General features: G+C 57.9%; 16 protein-coding genes. 10 read left to right on the plus strand and 6 right to left on the minus strand.

What is annotated here, in order from left to right; genetic code table 11:
- Positions 1-26 precede the first annotated feature (26 nt).
- Together ACR0LN_RS01375 and ACR0LN_RS01380 are read left to right on the plus strand one after the other, a co-directional pair.
- Positions 27-296: a DksA/TraR family C4-type zinc finger protein gene (locus ACR0LN_RS01375; protein WP_480427218.1), complete on the plus strand. Its 270-nt coding sequence runs from the start codon at positions 27-29 to the stop codon at positions 294-296.
- A gap of 15 nt (positions 297-311) precedes the next feature.
- Entirely contained in the window at positions 312-1,187 is an 876-nt protein-coding gene (locus tag ACR0LN_RS01380; protein WP_480427219.1) for a DMT family transporter, read from the plus strand.
- Here the strand turns inward: ACR0LN_RS01380 and ACR0LN_RS01385 are convergent, their stop codons facing one another.
- The 3 genes from ACR0LN_RS01385 to ACR0LN_RS01395 form a co-directional block, all read right to left on the minus strand.
- The gene (locus ACR0LN_RS01385; RefSeq protein WP_480427220.1) at positions 1,188-3,008 is read right to left on the minus strand and encodes a M3 family oligoendopeptidase; all 1,821 of its coding nucleotides are present in this window, start codon (positions 3,006-3,008) and stop codon (positions 1,188-1,190) included.
- A gap of 82 nt (positions 3,009-3,090) precedes the next feature.
- Positions 3,091-4,068, minus strand: a complete 978-nt coding sequence (locus ACR0LN_RS01390) for an alpha/beta fold hydrolase (protein WP_480427222.1) — start codon at positions 4,066-4,068, stop codon at positions 3,091-3,093.
- Entirely contained in the window at positions 4,068-4,358 is a 291-nt protein-coding gene (locus ACR0LN_RS01395; RefSeq protein ID WP_480427225.1) for an SCP2 sterol-binding domain-containing protein, read from the minus strand. The genes ACR0LN_RS01390 and ACR0LN_RS01395 overlap by 1 nt, the downstream gene beginning before the upstream one ends.
- A 31-nt stretch (positions 4,359-4,389) precedes the next feature.
- On the opposite strand from ACR0LN_RS01395, the gene ACR0LN_RS01400 reads away from it, so the two are divergent.
- From ACR0LN_RS01400 to ACR0LN_RS01425, 6 genes are all read left to right on the plus strand, one after another.
- Positions 4,390-4,998 carry a tetratricopeptide repeat protein gene (locus tag ACR0LN_RS01400; RefSeq protein WP_480427227.1) on the plus strand — a complete coding sequence of 203 codons (609 nt, stop codon included), beginning with the start codon at positions 4,390-4,392 and terminating at the stop codon, positions 4,996-4,998.
- 22 nt (positions 4,999-5,020) lie between these two features.
- Positions 5,021-7,828 (plus strand): helicase-related protein, encoded by a 2,808-nt coding sequence (locus ACR0LN_RS01405; RefSeq protein WP_480427228.1) that lies wholly within the window; start codon positions 5,021-5,023, stop codon positions 7,826-7,828.
- A 6-nt stretch (positions 7,829-7,834) separates the two neighbouring features.
- On the plus strand, positions 7,835-8,200 hold the full coding sequence (locus ACR0LN_RS01410; protein WP_480427231.1) for an RNA-binding S4 domain-containing protein: 366 nt from the start codon (positions 7,835-7,837) through the stop codon (positions 8,198-8,200).
- Positions 8,201-8,266: 66 nt separating this feature from the next.
- On the plus strand, positions 8,267-8,605 hold the full coding sequence (gene fdxA / locus ACR0LN_RS01415; RefSeq protein WP_480427233.1) for a ferredoxin FdxA: 339 nt from the start codon (positions 8,267-8,269) through the stop codon (positions 8,603-8,605).
- 283 nt (positions 8,606-8,888) lie between these two features.
- Positions 8,889-9,398 (plus strand): CarD family transcriptional regulator, encoded by a 510-nt coding sequence (locus tag ACR0LN_RS01420; RefSeq protein WP_170381457.1) that lies wholly within the window; start codon positions 8,889-8,891, stop codon positions 9,396-9,398.
- Positions 9,399-9,510: 112 nt separating this feature from the next.
- The gene (locus tag ACR0LN_RS01425) at positions 9,511-10,281 is read left to right on the plus strand and encodes an ion channel (RefSeq protein ID WP_480427236.1); all 771 of its coding nucleotides are present in this window, start codon (positions 9,511-9,513) and stop codon (positions 10,279-10,281) included.
- Here the strand turns inward: ACR0LN_RS01425 and cobS are convergent.
- The gene (gene cobS / locus ACR0LN_RS01430; protein WP_480427237.1) at positions 10,278-11,042 is read right to left on the minus strand and encodes an adenosylcobinamide-GDP ribazoletransferase; all 765 of its coding nucleotides are present in this window, start codon (positions 11,040-11,042) and stop codon (positions 10,278-10,280) included. The genes ACR0LN_RS01425 and cobS overlap by 4 nt on opposite strands.
- 79 nt (positions 11,043-11,121) lie before the next feature.
- On the opposite strand from cobS, the gene cobT reads away from it, so the two are divergent.
- Positions 11,122-12,135, plus strand: a complete 1,014-nt coding sequence (gene cobT / locus ACR0LN_RS01435; RefSeq protein ID WP_480427239.1) for a nicotinate-nucleotide--dimethylbenzimidazole phosphoribosyltransferase — start codon at positions 11,122-11,124, stop codon at positions 12,133-12,135.
- Positions 12,136-12,161: 26 nt separating this feature from the next.
- On the opposite strand, the gene ACR0LN_RS01440 is transcribed toward cobT, so the two are convergent.
- Positions 12,162-14,042: a monovalent cation:proton antiporter-2 (CPA2) family protein gene (locus tag ACR0LN_RS01440; RefSeq protein ID WP_480427241.1), complete on the minus strand. Its 1,881-nt coding sequence runs from the start codon at positions 14,040-14,042 to the stop codon at positions 12,162-12,164.
- Between the two features lie 19 nt (positions 14,043-14,061).
- Entirely contained in the window at positions 14,062-14,517 is a 456-nt protein-coding gene (locus ACR0LN_RS01445) for an Lrp/AsnC family transcriptional regulator (protein WP_480427242.1), read from the minus strand.
- A 145-nt stretch (positions 14,518-14,662) separates the two neighbouring features.
- Between ACR0LN_RS01445 and hppD the strand changes: the two genes are divergently transcribed.
- Positions 14,663-15,760 (plus strand): 4-hydroxyphenylpyruvate dioxygenase, encoded by a 1,098-nt coding sequence (gene hppD / locus ACR0LN_RS01450; RefSeq protein ID WP_480427244.1) that lies wholly within the window; start codon positions 14,663-14,665, stop codon positions 15,758-15,760.
- The last annotated feature ends 14 nt before the right edge of the window (positions 15,761-15,774 follow it).

A 15,774-nucleotide genomic window follows, 5' to 3' on the forward strand; every position in this document is an offset into this window, starting at 1 on the left:
GCGGGCACCTGATCAGGAGGGAAGTCATGGCAGGCGGCTGGGCGCGCGATGGTGCGGTGAGTGAACAGATCGAAGCGTCCATTTCGGACGAACTCGCCCGGATGCAGGCGCAAAAACGTCCCGTCGGCGAAAGCCTGACCCATTGCGCCGAATGCGAAGAGCCGATCCCGGAAAAACGGCGGTTGGCTTTGCCGGGTGTCAAACTGTGTCTTGATTGCCAGCAGGATCGCGACGGCGCCTTCAAAGCGCGCTCAGGGATCAACAGGCGCGGTTCCAAAGACAGCCAACTGAAATAAGCGAGGTTCTGAGGGATGCCCAGGGCCAAACTGCTGCAAAACGGTCTGGTTCTTGGGTTTCTAGCAGCATTCCTTTGGGGTACGCACAGCGTCATCGTGCGTTATCTCACCAGTGATCTGGGTGGGTTGCAGATCGCTGTGACGCGCCTGTTTATCGCGGCTCTAGCCATCTATTGCATGTTGCGGGTAATGCGGGTGTCCGTGTCGATCCGACTGAGCGATTGGAACTTTCGACTGGCCGTTTTGTCCACTGTGGTCAACTACATCCTGTTCCATATCGGGCTGGAACACACTGGCGCGGCGAATGCGATGGTGCTGGAAAACACTGCGCCGTTCTTTGTTCTGGTGTTCTTGTACTTCTTCGCTGACACGCCAGTGACACGCACCGACGTTCTGGCAACGGGTTTGGCAATTCTGGGCGTATTCCTAACCGTTTACAGGGACTTTCAGGGGGGCGGAGAGCCTCTGTACGGCGATCTTCTGGAAATTGGAGCGGGCCTCAGCTGGGCCGTGTTTCTGATTTCCAGCAGCCGAGCAATGCGCAGCTCGGAAACAACCGGGGAACGGCTGAATTTCCTGTTCGGCATTTTCATGTGCTCGGGCGTGCTGTTGCTGCCGCTGGCCGCTTTTTCGCTAGATGTGCCAACAGCCAACGATGTCGTGTTTCTGATCTTGCTGGGCGTGCTGCCGACCGCGCTGGCCTATTACTTGTGGTACGAGGCTGCCGCTCGGGTCTCGACGTTGACGGCGACCTTGATGTTTGCCGCTTCAGTTGTGTTCACCTTCATCAACTCGGCGCTGTTTCTGGGGGCCGCAATCACGCCGATTGCGGCCCTTGGTGCTGTGCTGATCGTGGCAGCCGTGTTTCTGACGACCAAAAGTCTGAAGTGATCAGTCTTCCATCGCTTCGAGTTCGTCGATGAAGCCCGAGATCATCGAAAGGCCCTTGTCCCAGAACTTGGGATCACTGGCGTCCAGCCCGAACGGGGCCAGCAGCTCTTTGTGGTGCTTGGACCCACCGGCGCGCAGCATTTCGAAATACTTGTCCTCGAATCCGTCCGCGCCACTTTCATAGACCGAGTAAAGTGCATTCACCAAACCGTCGCCAAATGCATAGGCGTAGACGTAGAAGGGCGAGTGGACGAAGTGTGGAATGTAGGCCCAGAATGTCTCGTACCCCTCCATGAATTCGAATGCCGGGCCAAGGCTTTCGGCCTGAACGCTCATCCACAGGGCGTTGATGTCGTCCGGTGTTAGCTCGCCTTCGCGCCGCGCGGCGTGCTGTTTGCATTCGAAGTCGTAGAAAGCGATCTGGCGAACGACCGTGTTGATCATGTCCTCCACCTTGCCCGCCAGCAGCACCTTGCGCTGTTCCGGGTTTTCGGCCTGATCCAGCATCTTGCGGAAGGTCAGCATCTCGCCAAACACCGATGCGGTTTCGGCGAGCGTCAGCGGGGTCGAGGAAAGCATTTCGCCCTGATCAGCGGCCAGCACCTGATGAACCCCATGTCCCAGCTCATGCGCCAGGGTCATCACATCACGCGGTTTACCCAGGTAGTTGAGCATCACGTAAGGATGCACATCGGTCACGGTCGGATGCGCAAACGCGCCCGGAGCCTTGCCCGGTTTCACCGCCGCGTCGATCCAACCCTTCGAGAAGAAGGGCGAAGCGATTTCGCCCATGCGCGGATCAAAGGCATTATAGGCGTCCATCACGGTCTTTTCGGCCTCATCCCAGCCAACGACGCGGGTGTCTTCCATCGGCAGCGGCGCGTTGCGGTCCCAGACTTGCATCACGTCCAGACCCAGCCATTTGCGTTTCAGTTCATAGTAGCGGTGGCTGAGTTTGGGGTAGGCGGCAACGACCGCTTCACGCAGGGCTTCGACCACTTCGGGTTCCACGTCGTTGGACAGGTGGCGACCGGTCTGAGCGGTCGGCATGTTGCGCCAACGGTCGATGATTTCCTTTTCCTTGGCCTGTGTGTTGTGAACGCGGGCGAAAGTCTTGATGTTATCCTGAAACACGCTTGCCAATTCACGAGAGGCTGCTTCGCGTTTGCTACGGTCCTGTTCCGTCAGCAGGTTCAGGGTGCCTTCGATGTTCAGCTCTTCGCCATTGACCGTGAAGGTCAGCCCGGCGATGGTTTCGTCGAACAGACGCTCCCATGCGTCGCCAACCACGCCCAAGTCGTGCAGGAATTTCTCAAGCTCATCAGACAGTTGGTACGATTTCATCGCCCGGATGCGACGAAAAACCGGCTCGTATCGTGCCAGATCGGCGTTGGCATCGAAATGCGCTTTCAGCGCGTCATCGTCGATGCGGTTGATTTCGAGCGTAAAGAACACCAGCGGAGTGGTAAAGACGGTGATCTTTTCCTGCATGTCCGACAGGAATTTGGCGCGCTCGGCGTCGGTGGTCAGTTGATAATAGCGTAAACCGGCGAAAGACATGATCCGACCGGCAATCGAGTTGATCTTTTCGTTGCGCTGCACGCAGGTCAGCAGACCCTCGGCATCCAGATCTGCCAGTTTGCCTTCGTAGTCGGCGGCAAATGCGGCGCATTCGCCCTCAAGCCATTCCAAATCCCGGTCCAATTCCGGCGCGTCCTCCGAGCTGTAAAGATCGGTTAGATCCCATTCCGGCAGGTTGCCAAGATCACCGGTGCCTCCGGCTGCGTTTGCGTCTCGGACGGGAAAGGGAAGGTCGCGCATGGATCACCTCGGAATATCTGCTTTCGCAAACATCTAGGCTCGGGCGGCCGGGATCACAAGCCGCCTTTGCATGAGGGTTTCTTTAGCTTGAAAGTGCCGCCGCAGAAGATGCGCCCGATTTGGCGGTCAGAAAATGTGCCGCCAGTTGGTCGAAGACCGGGCCGCGCACATCTGGTGCTTCCATCAGCACTTCATGCTCGCCATCCGGGATCTCGACCAGAGTACCGCCGGGCCAGTTTGCCATTCGCGTACGGATGGCTTTGCGGTCCACGATTTGTTCGTGGCTGCCCAGAAAGGTCAGGGCTGGGGTCGCAGGGGCGGTTTGTTCCATTAGCCAAGCACATTCGTCCAGTGCCTCGCGCAGCCAAATCGTAGAGGGCGCACCAAGCGCCAGTTCCGGGTGAGCCTCCAGCTGATCTTTCATCATCTGGTACATCGCCGGGTCTCGCGTCAGCATGTTGCCGTCAAAAGGCTGCGAGGCGACATAGCTTTCCAGCGATGTGGTCGGCGGAATTTTCTCTCCCAGCCCCACGCGCGGCGCCCAATAGGCGGTCAGTCGGCTGAGCGGCTTCATCAACGGCGTGAAGAAGATGCCCCACATAGGGCCGGAAAAGGCACAGGCCGCAAAGCAGTCGCGTTCCAGAACCGCGCGCAGGCCGATGGCCCCGCCCATAGAGTGCCCGATCACGAACCACGGCTTGGGCAAGTTCAGTTCTGCGGCAAGCGCCAGCGTGGCATCCACATCCTGTTGATAGTCGGAGAATTGATCGACATGTCCGACGCGAGGGTCGTCCAGCAGACGATCGGCCAGACCCTGACCGCGCCAGTCGACGGCTAGAAATGCAAAACCTCGGCCAACAAATTCATCCGCCGCGTTGCCATATTTTTCGATGTATTCCGTTCGGCCGGGAAACATCATCACCGTGCCGTTTGTCTCTTTTTCGGGGCGCCAGTGACCCACGCGAATTCGGGTGTTATCCGCAGTTGTCAACCAATGGGCCGCACCACCGGCAGGTCCGCCGGCCACGTCTTCAAAAAAGGGGGCCGGCGACAACTCCATCAGGCCAGTACCGAGGCGAGTTTCATGGCAATACCCATGTCGCCATCCACGCTCAGCTTGCCGGACATGAACGCTCCAGTAGGGTTCAGGTCGCCGCTGAGAATCTGTTCAAACGTGTCGGCATCCGCGCTCAGGGTCACGTCAGCCTCTTCGTCGCTGACGCGTGCGCCGTCCGCATCCAGAATGATCGCGCCCAGATCGGCGATGTCAAACTTGGCCGAAGCGTCGAACGCGCCGCCGGACAGTTTTTCGTTCAGCGCCGCCGCGGCTTTTTCCAGAATGTCGCTCATGGTGTTCCTCATAATTGTTTGTGCGCCGTGAATGGACATCCCCGGTCGCAACGCTACACTGAACATTGTTATGGGCATTGCAAACATCAATCTCAAACCTACCGTCGCGGCACTTTTTGTCACGGTCATGTTTTCCACCAGTGCGCTGGCGCAGCAGGCGGACCTGCGGGACGAGGCCGCGCTGTTGCAGCAACTGGTGCAATCCACACCTGAACAAGCCGTTGGCATTGATCGGCAGCTAAAGGCGCTGTGGTCCCAGTCGGGGTCTGCCTCAGCTGATCTGCTACTTGAACGCGGGCGCGAGGCGCTGGACGACGGGGATACGATGGCCGCGATTGAACATCTCACGGCGCTAACGGACCACGCACCTGGGTTTGCCGAGGGCTGGCATGTGCGGGCATCGGCGTTTTTCGGCATGGATCGCTTTGGCATGGCTGCCGCCGATCTGGAGCATGCGCTGACCCTGAACCCAAACCACTACGAGGCCATCTTTGGTCTGGGACTGATTTTTGAGATCATTGAACAGCCGGACAAAGCGCTTGAGGCATATGAACGCGCGCTGGCTATACATCCCCACCACGAAGAAGTAACCAATGCGGTGAATCGACTGAAGCCTCAGGTCGAGGGCTCGGCCCTCTGAAGAACCGGGGCAGGGGGCAAAGGTGAGCGGGTCATCCCGAATCGTGGCTGTTCTCGGCCCGACCAACACAGGAAAAACGCATTACGCGATCGAGCGGATGCTGGGGTATCGGACCGGCGTGATCGGCCTGCCGCTGCGCCTGCTGGCGCGTGAGGTTTATGACAAGATCGTCGCCATTCGCGGCCCGTCCGTCGTGGCACTGGTCACGGGCGAGGAACGGATCGTTCCGCCGCGTACGCAGTATTGGGTTTGCACGGTTGAGGCGATGCCAGAAGGCATGGGCGCCGATTTCGTAGCCATCGACGAAATCCAGCTTTGCGCAGACCCCGAACGAGGGCACGTTTTCACAGACCGTCTGCTGCGGGCGCGCGGCACCAACGAGACGCTATTCCTTGGCGCCGACACGATGCGCGGACCCATCGCGGCTCTGGTGCCCGAAGCGCAGTTTGCCCGGCGCGAACGCATGTCCCAACTGGTGTATGCGGGGTCCAAGAAGATCAGCCGCATGCCCGCTCGCAGCGCAATCGTTGGGTTCTCTGTCGATAGCGTCTATGCCATCGCCGAACTGTTGCGCCGTCAAAAGGGCGGGGCGGCTGTGGTCATGGGCGCGCTTAGCCCACGCACCCGCAACGCTCAGGTCGAACTGTATCAGAATGGCGAGGTGGACTATCTCGTCGCCACCGACGCCATCGGGATGGGCCTGAATTTGGATGTGAACCACGTGGCGTTCTCGTCCCTCAGCAAATTTGACGGCCGCCGAATGCGCCCGCTTGCGCCCAACGAGTTGGCTCAAATCGCTGGACGGGCGGGGCGCGGCATGTCTGACGGCACCTTTGGCGTGACCGGAGAGGCCCCGCCACTGGATGAAGGTGTGGCACAGGCGATCATGGATAGCCGCTTTTCGCCGATGAAAAAGCTGAACTGGCGGAACGCCGCTTTGCGGTTCGGTTCGGTCGAGGCGCTGATCGACTCGCTTGAGGTCAGCCCGAACGACGAACATCTGATTAAAGCACGGCCTGCTGACGATCTGAACGTGCTGAAGTCGCTGTCGCAAGTGACCGAGGTTGCGGCCCGCGCCAGTGACCCGCAATCCATCCGTTTGCTGTGGGATGTGTGCCGAATTCCCGATTTTCGTGGCATCAGCCACGCCGAGCACGCAAGCCTGCTCGAAGCGATCTACGGCCACTTGCATGAACGCGGCTTGATCCCAGATGACTTCATGGCGCGGCAAATCCGCCGGATTGACAGAACAGACGGGGATATTGATGCGCTGTCCAAAAGGTTGGCATATATTCGCACCTGGACATATGTTGCGCAGCGAAATGGCTGGGTGCGCGACGAATCACATTGGCGTGACGAAACGCGCACTGTAGAAGACAGGCTGTCGGACGCATTACATGACCGACTGACCAAAAGATTTGTGGACCGGCGCACATCTGTGTTGCTGCGCCGGCTCAAGCAGAAGGAGGCCCTTTTGGCCGAAGTAAATGACAAGGGTGAAGTGACCGTCGAAGGCGAATTCGTCGGTCGTCTTGAAGGGTTCCGGTTCAGCCCGGACAAAAGCGCGCAAGGAACCGAGGCGAAAGCTTTGAAATCGGCGTCCCTGCAAGCCCTCGCGCCGCAATTCCATCTGCGCGCAGACCGCTTCTACAATGCACCCGATACCGAGATTGATTTCACCGATCAGGGTGGCCTGATGTGGGGCGAATATGCCGTCGGCAAACTTGTTGCCGGGGCAGAGCCTCTCAAGCCGATGGTCGAGGTTTTTGTGGACGAGGCCGCAGGGCCGGATGTCGAGCAGAAAGTGCAGCGTCGCCTGCAGCATTTCATCGACCGCAAGGTAGCCGCGCTATTCGAGCCGCTGCTGAACCTGTCGCGCGATGAAGAATTGTCCGGTCTCGCCAAGGGCTTTGCCTTCCGCATGGTCGAATCGCTGGGCGTTCTGCCCCGCGCGGGCGTTGCGCAAGAGGTTAAGGATCTGGATCAGGATGCCCGCGGCGCGCTGCGTAAACATGGCATTCGCTTTGGTCAGTTCACTATCTTTATGCCGCTGTTGCTGAAACCCGCCCCGACGCGCCTGCGTCTGGTTCTGTGGGCTTTGGCGAATGGGCTGCAGGAATTCCCCGAAGCGCCGCCTCCGGGTCTGGTCACCGTGCCCGTCGCCAAGGATGCGCCGGAAGGCTACGACACAATGTGCGGTTACCGCGATGCGGGCGACCGCTCGATCCGAATCGACATGCTGGAGCGTCTGGCTGACATGCTGCGCGCCGAAGACAGCCGGGGCGGGTTTGAAGCCAAGCCCGACATGCTCTCGATCACAGGTATGACGCTGGAACAGTTCGCTGACCTGATGCAGGGACTGGGCTACAAGGCCGAGCGCGGTGAGCGTGAAAAGGTCAAGTCGGCGCCGGTCGAGGCACCTGCCGCTGATGCGGCTGATCAACCTGCCGCCGAAGAAACCCCGGCCCCCGAAGCGGCAACCGAAGAGGTCGCCGCACCCGCCGAGGCGTCAGCCGAGGCTACCGAAAGCACCGAGGCAGCAGCCGAGGCTCCGGCGGCGGCAGAACCCGAGGTTGAGGTTTTCTACACCTTCACATGGGGGCGCCAGCGCCAACAGAACCGTGGTCCGCGTCGCGACCAGCGGCAAGGGCAGGGCAAGGGCAAGCCGCGTGGCAAACCCCAGGACGGTCGCGGCAAGCCACAGGGCAAGAAGGGCGGCAAACCGCAAGGGGCCAAGACCTTCTCGTCCCGTCCGCCCAAGAAAGAAAAGGCGATCGACCCCGATAACCCGTTCGCAGCAGCGCTGATGGGTTTGAAGGACGGTAACTAAACGCCGATGGCTGACGCCAAGCTGCGGATCGACAAATGGCTGTGGCAGGCGCGGTTCTTCAAGACCCGCAGCCTGGCCGCCAAGCAGGTCAGCGGCGGCCACGTGCGACTGAATGGAAACCGGGTGCTGAAACCGGCGCAGGCCGTGGCACCCGGAGATGTCCTGACCTTCCCGCAAGGGCGAATTGTGCGGGTTGTGCGGGTGGAAAATCTTGGCGAGCGCCGTGGTCCCGCGCCTGAGGCGCAGACGTTGTACTTCGATATGACGGAAAATAAGGAAGCGCCTCCTAAAAACCCCGGTTTCGAGGGAAAAGGTCGTCCGACTAAGAAAGATCGACGCGCGCTTGATCTTTCTCGCACCTCTAAGGGCTGATCCGCCCTTGAAGACGGTATAATACTGGATTAGCTACACGCCCAAACCGTATATGGGATTCCGACTATGACCTATGTTGTCACCGAAAACTGCATTGGCTGCAAATACACCGACTGCGTCGAAGTATGCCCGGTGGACTGCTTTTACGAAGGTGAGAACACGCTGGTCATTCACCCCGATGAATGCATCGACTGCGGCGTGTGCGAACCTGAATGTCCCGCCGACGCTATCCGCCCCGACACTGAGCCGGGAATGGAGCCATGGGTCGAGTTCAACCGGAAGTATTCGGAACAGTGGCCTGTCATCGTGACCAAGAAAGACCCGCTGCCAGAAGCCGAGGAACGCGACGGTGAAGAGGGCAAGATGGAGAAGTATTTCTCCGAAGCCCCCGGTGAAGGTGGCTAAGCGATTCGCTCACTGAACTTAACGGTTTAGGTGTAGAAACAGGTTACAGTGCTTTGAAAAACATAAGGTTTCACGGCTGATGGTGGGCGTGACCTTTCAGGCGTCGTAAATTTGTGATATAATACTAAGCTGAATGATGAATGAGATGGGGATGTGCTCCGTAAGTATGTTTGCTTTGGAGTTCTAAATTTTTGACAGATCAACCGCCTGACGGGGCCGATCATGGCTCCGGCATCGGTTTTTTGTGGTCCATGTCTCGCTCTGTAACCAAGGATGAACCTGTATGTCTAAGTCGAAAAAGCTTGAGTTCCGCCCGAATGACTATGTTGTTTACCCTGCGCATGGCGTGGGTCAGATCATCTCGATCGAAGAGCAGGAAGTCGCGGGATATTCGCTCGAGCTGTTCGTCATCTCCTTTGAAAAAGACAAGATGACCCTGCGGGTGCCGACCAACAAAGTCACCGAATCCGGTCTGCGGTCACTCAGCTCACCCGACGTCATCAGTCAGGCGATGAAAACACTGAAAGGCAAAGCCAAGGTCAAACGCGCTATGTGGTCTCGCCGGGCGCAGGAATACGAGCAAAAGATCAACTCAGGCGATCTGATCTCGATCGCCGAAGTGGTCCGCGACCTGCACCGCACTGATGATCAGCGCGAGCAGAGCTATTCTGAGCGTCAGTTGTACGAAGCCGCCCTAGAGCGTTTGACCCGCGAGGTTGCTGCTGTGTCCGGCGCTGGTGAGGTTTCGGCTGCCAAGCAGGTAGATGAAGTTCTGACCTCGCGCGCAGCCTGATCACTGTCAATCGTATGATTGGGGCCGCTCCTAAAAGGGGCGGCCTTTTTCGTGTCTGCCCTTGGTGAAATCCGTATTTGCCGCTAATTTTCCAACAGCTAGAGGCGGATACATGGTCAAAGTAAAGCAAACCGTCAAGTTTCTGTACGTCGCGCATGACCCGATTTCGGTCTGGTTCCGCTATTGCCTGATCCTGTTTGATGCGGCGTCCATCATATTTTTTGTGGCGACTGCGAACGTGCCGCATGGTCCTGGGATCACCATCGCAAGCCTGTGCGTCGGGTTTGTGATCCTTCTGGATTTTCTGGCGCGGCTTTGGATTGCGAAAGACCGTTGGAAGCTACTCCGTAAAATCTACACGATGGCCGACATCGTCGTAATCGCTTCCTTGCTTCTTGAACCGTTTTTACCCGGAAACTTGGCCTTTGTGCGTATTCTGCGGGCTTTGCGACTGATCCACTCGTATCACCTGTTGCGGGATTTGCGGCGTGACAGTCAGTTCTTTCGAACCCACGAGGACGCAGTGATTGCGGCTATTAACCTGCTTGTATTCGTCTTCGCGACCTCGACCGCGGTACTTGTATTTTTCATTCCAGACGACAGCCCGCACGCGTATATCGACGCGCTGTATTTCACGATGGCGACGCTGACCACGACCGGTTTTGGAGACATCACGTTGGCGACTCCCGGAGGAAAGCTTTTCTCGGTTTTCATCATGGTCGTCGGTGTGGCTTTGTTTGTGCGACTGGCGCAGGCGATCTTCATGCCACAGAAAGTACGGCACAAGTGCCCAAACTGCGGCCTGTACCGCCATGATCCTGACGCTGTGCATTGCAAGCATTGTGGCGAAACCTTGCGGATCGAAACGGGTGGCACAGCCTAAAGCGCGGCAACTGCCGACAAGAGGACCGTGAGTTCCGCCAATTGCTGCGTTGCGCCCAGTACGTCTCCGGTCTGTCCGCCAATCTTCGCCCGTGCGACGCCGGCCAATGCGGCTACAACTATGGCTGCAATTATTAAGGGAAAAAGACCTGCGAATCCGATCAAGAGCACATTGCCCAGCACAGCAAGCAAAAAACCTGCGATGACCGTGCGGGCGCTTGGTCCGCCAACCGAGTGACTCAGCCCGCTTTTTCGGGCGTTGGGCAGCGCATTCATCAAAACTGGCATAAAGGCACGCGACAGTACGCAGGCAACCAGAATCGCCGCGTAATCACCGGTCGCCAAAAGTGCTGCAACTAAAGTGACGCGCAACAGCTGAGACAGGATCAACGCCAGAACGCCGTAGGTCCCGATGTGGCTGTCCTTCATGATTTCCAACCGGCGTTCCCGCGTGAACCCGCCCCAGAAACCGTCGACCGTGTCGGCCAAGCCATCCTCGTGGATGGCGCCTGTCGTCACGATGAGAACAGAAAGCAACAGGACTGCGCCAGCCGGTGCAGGTAAGCCAAGGCTCATCGCGACCCATCCGATTGCGCATGCCAGAAAGCCCACGACAAGCCCAACTATGGGAAAAGCCCAAGCGGCGGCGGCCTGTCGTGCAAAGACCTTTTCGGGCAGGCGCGGCACCGGCAGGCGGGTCAATAGAACCAGCGCCAGCGGGATATCCCACGCGGAAAACAGTTTGGTGTCGTTTTTGTGCACTTCCGCGCCTTTCCGGGTCTTGTTGGATTGGACGCTTCGGTTAAACACACAGGACCACTCTGATGCAACGAGGCTTTGGATGCTGCCTGAACTTATTGATCTAAAAACCTTCCGCGATGCCCTGAGCCAAGCTCCGGCCCCGGACGACGCCGCGCTGCAAGGAGCGGCTGACCGCAATGGACAGTTGACCAAACCCCCGGGTGCGCTGGGAAGACTTGAGGATTTGGCGATCTGGTATGCTGGCTGGCGTGGGGATGCGCGCCCGCAGATTACCGCGCCGCAGGTCATCGTGTTTGCCGGAAACCACGGCGTTACCGCGCAAGGGGTTTCGGCCTTTCCGCCCGAAGTGACCGTGCAGATGGTGATGAATTTCGAACATGGGGGCGCTGCGATCAATCAGCTTGCCAAAGCTGCAGGCGCTACGATGGATGTGCATGCTTTGGAACTGGATCGCCCAACTGCCGATTTTACGGCTGGCCCGGCAATGACCGAGGACGAATTGCTGCAGGCTTTGCGCACGGGTTGGAATGCCGTCGACGCAAAGGCAGACCTTCTTGTGGTCGGAGAAATGGGTATCGGCAATACCACCCCGGCCGCTGCGATTGCCTGCGCGTTGTTCGGCGGAGAAGCAGCGGATTGGACCGGCCGTGGCACCGGAGTGGATGACGCCGGTTTGGTCAACAAAACCCGCGTGGTCGCCGAAGGCGTGGCACTTCATGCCGACGCAGGTGACGGGCTGGACATTTTGCGCTGTCTGGGAGGGCGTGAGATCGCGGCCATGGCCGGCGCCATTGCAGCCGCGCGCGTTCTTCGAATTCCGGTCATTCTGGATGGCTTCATTTGCTCGGCAGCGGCCGCCTGTCTGGCAAATATCTCTGCCGAGGCACTGGATCATGCCGTGGCGGGGCACCAAAGCGCCGAAGGCGCCCATGGTGCGGTGTTGGAAAAACTGGGCAAACAGCCCTTGCTGAACCTTGGCCTGCGACTGGGTGAGGGCTCGGGCGGGGCATTGGCTATCAATATTCTGAAAAGCGCGGTTGCGTGCCATTCTGGCATGGCAACCTTTGCCGAGGCCGGAGTTGCGGACGGGTAAAAAATCAGCCTGATCCGTATCCGGGGTCAGGCTGATTTCTGCGCGTGCTTTTCGGCCAGTTCCAGCAGTTCGGTTTCGAGTTGCTTCTCGAATTGCTGGGCGCGTTCGATGTATTTTTTGTTCTCTGCCGTAGGCATGCCGGGTATCCACAACTCGGCCAGATCTCGGATCGACGCTCGGTCATGGTGATAGAAAGTTTGCTCGGCTTGCGCGGCTTCGTATTCACTAAGGCCAATGTTTTCGAGAACATAGCGACCAGCCCGCAGTGAGCTGTCGAACATTTCACGCACGATGTCGTTGGCGCCTGCCTGATACAGCTCATACACGTGTGTTCGGTCATGGGCGCGGGCGATGATGTGCAGATCCGGGCGCTGGCGCCGGGCAAAGCTGACCAGACGTGTCACGGTCTTTGGATCATCCATCGCAGCAACCAGAACCGAGGCTTTTTCCAGCCCCGCAGCGCGCAGCAATTCTGGCCGGGTGGGATCGCCCAGAAACCCTTTGACCCCAAAGCGACGCATCAACTGGATGGTTTCAATGTCGTGGTCTAGAACCACGGTTTTGAATCCGCTGGCGCGAACCAGTCGGTTTACAATCTGCCCAAAGCGCCCGATGCCCGCGATGATTACCGGGCCTTTTTCGTCAATCTCATCTGGTTCGTGTTGCGGCGCGCCTTCACTGATCCGCCGGGACAGGAGGTCGTAGATGATGAACAAAAGCGGAGTGATGAGCATTGTCAGGGCAATGATCATCAGCAACTTTTGCGACAAGTCAGGCGGGATGACGTTCTGTTGTGTAGAAAAGGCCAGGAGGACAAAGCCAAACTCACCCGCCTGAGCAAGACCCAGGGTAAACAACCAGTGATCCCGGCCGCGAAGCTTAAACGCCCGCCCGACCAAAAACAGGATGATCCCTTTTGTCAGGATCACGAGAAGCGCCAAACCAACCAGCTCTAGCGGGTCATTGAAGAAATAACCGACGTCAATTCCTGCGCCGACCGTGATGAAGAACAGGCCAAGGAATAGCCCTTTAAACGGCTCAAGGTCGCTTTCCATCTCGTGCCGGAATTCCGAGCTTGCCAGCACAACGCCTGCAAGAAATGCGCCCAATGCGGGGGACAGTCCCACAAGGGTCATCAGGAAGGAAATACCGACCACGATCATCAGCGCCAGCGCGGTATACATTTCGCGCAGGCGTGTGGCGTGGATAAAGCGAAACAGGGGACGTGTCAGATAAACACCTGCCAGGATGACAAAGGCGATCGCACCGATCGTAACAAGGGTGACGGCCCAGCCGGGCAGCCCATCGACCAAAGACAGGCTGTGATGCGCCGTGTCCTGCAGATCTTTTACGCCTCGGTCAATCGAACCGTCGGCTTCCAAATGCGGCATCGCTGGTAGGGCCAGAAGTGGCAGCAGCGCCAGAATGGGAATCACCGCAATATCCTGCGTCAACAGCACCGAGAATGTGGCGCGGCCTCCGTTTGTCTGCATCAAACCCTTTTCTGAAAGGGTTTGCAGCACGATTGCCGTTGACGACAGGGACAAGGTCAATCCAACGGCCAGCGCCACGGACCAAGGATGGTTCGCGTACATGGCGACACAGGCGATAGCTGCGGTCGATAGCCCGACCTGTAAGCCCCCAAGACCGAGCAACCTGTCACGCATGTCCCACAGGGCGCGTGGCTCCAGCTCTAACCCAATCAGGAATAGCATCATGACAACGCCAAACTCGGCCACATGCTGCAGGCTTTCCGTCTCTGCTCCGACCAAACCGAACACAGGGCCGATGATGATGCCAGCGGCAAGATAGCCCAGCACTGATCCCAACCCCAGACGGGCCGATAACGGCACGGCGATCACGGCAGCAGCCAGATAGATCGAAGCCTGGTAGAGGAAATCGTCCATGTCGGTCCTTTCGGTCAGGTCAGGTGGGCAAAGGGGCGTCGCGTTTCAGTTGGTCCATCACGATCTGGCTTTGAACCCGTGCCACCGCAGGATGCGGCAGTATCACCTGATGAAGCAAGCGATTGAGCGCGGCTAGATCGTCGCAATAGACATGCAGCAGATAGTCTGCCTCTCCGGTCATCGTCCAGGCGCTTGTGATCTCGGGACGCGTGTCTACCATCCGGGCAAAACTTTCGGATTGCTCGGGGCCATGTGTGCCCAGATGCACCTGAACGAATCCCTGAACATGTAGCCCAAGTTTCAGCGGGTCCAAACGCGCGGCATAGCCGGTGATGTAACCCTCGGCCTCAAGCCGTTGCCGCCGCCGACCGGCCTGGCTGGGCGACAGATTCAACATCTCGCCCAGCTGATGCGCCGTCAGATGAGCGTCCACCTGCAAGGCAGACAGTAGGCGCATGTCGGTGGAATCCAGCATGTGCGGAGTTTCTCCAGGATTTGTCGAAACGATGCGGGGTTTGCGCGTTTAATGACAGTTTACAGCAAAACTATGCGCAGAAACAGCGCTGGATAAGGAGTATTTTTGAATCAGCAAAGAAATTCCTGTTTTTAGGAGACGCGCCATGGGCCCATTCCCTCATAACGCCCCGAAATCTGTCATCAGCAAGGAAAACCCCGTCGGCACGGACGGCTTTGAGTTTGTGGAGTTTGCCCACCCTGAACCGCAGGAACTGCGTGATCTGTTTGCGAAGATGGGATTCGAAAAGGTTGCACACCACAAGGACAAGCCAGCCATCGAGTTGTGGCAGCAAGGCGATGTGACATACATCCTCAACTCCGACCCTGACAGCTTTGCTGCGCGTTTTGTGGATGAGCACGGCCCATGTGCCTCGGCCATGGGTTGGCGTGTGGTTGATGCGCAAAAGGCGTATGAGCATGCGGTCGCCAAAGGCGCAGAACCCTATGACACAACAGACAAGACAATGGATGTCCCGGCGATCAAGGGAATAGGTGGCTCGCTGATCTATTTCATCGACCAATATCATGACACCTCGCCCTATAATCACGAGTTCACCTGGACCACAAAATCCAAGCCGCGCGGAGACGGGTTCTACTACCTCGATCACCTGACGCATAACGTCTATCGCGGGAATATGGACAAGTGGTTCAAGTTCTACGAACGACTGTTCAACTTCCGCGAAATTCGGTTTTTTGACATTCAGGGCAAATACACCGGCCTTTATAGCCGCGCCCTGACATCGCCCTGCGGCCGTATCCGTATTCCAATCAACGAAGATCGGGGAGAGACCGGGCAGATCGTATCATACCTCAACAAGTACAAGGGTGAGGGGATTCAGCATATCGCTGTGGGCAGCGAGGACATCTATGCTTCGACCGACGCGATTGCCAAAAAAGGGCTGAAATTCATGCCCGGTCCGAACCAGACCTATTACGATATGTCCAAGGATCGTGTTGCAGATCACGAAGAGCCGCTGGACCGTATGATGAAACACGGCATCCTGATTGATGGCGAAGGCGTTCTGGACGGCGGTGAGACCAGAATTCTGCTGCAAATCTTCTCGAAAACAGTGATTGGTCCGATCTTTTTCGAGTTCATTCAGCGCAAAGGCGACGATGGGTTCGGCGAGGGAAACTTTCAGGCTCTGTTCGAATCCATCGAGCGTGAGCAGATTGAAAGTGGTGAGATTTCAGCGGCTTGATCGTGTAACTTGAA

The organism is Ruegeria sp. AA6 (assembly GCF_056542865.1).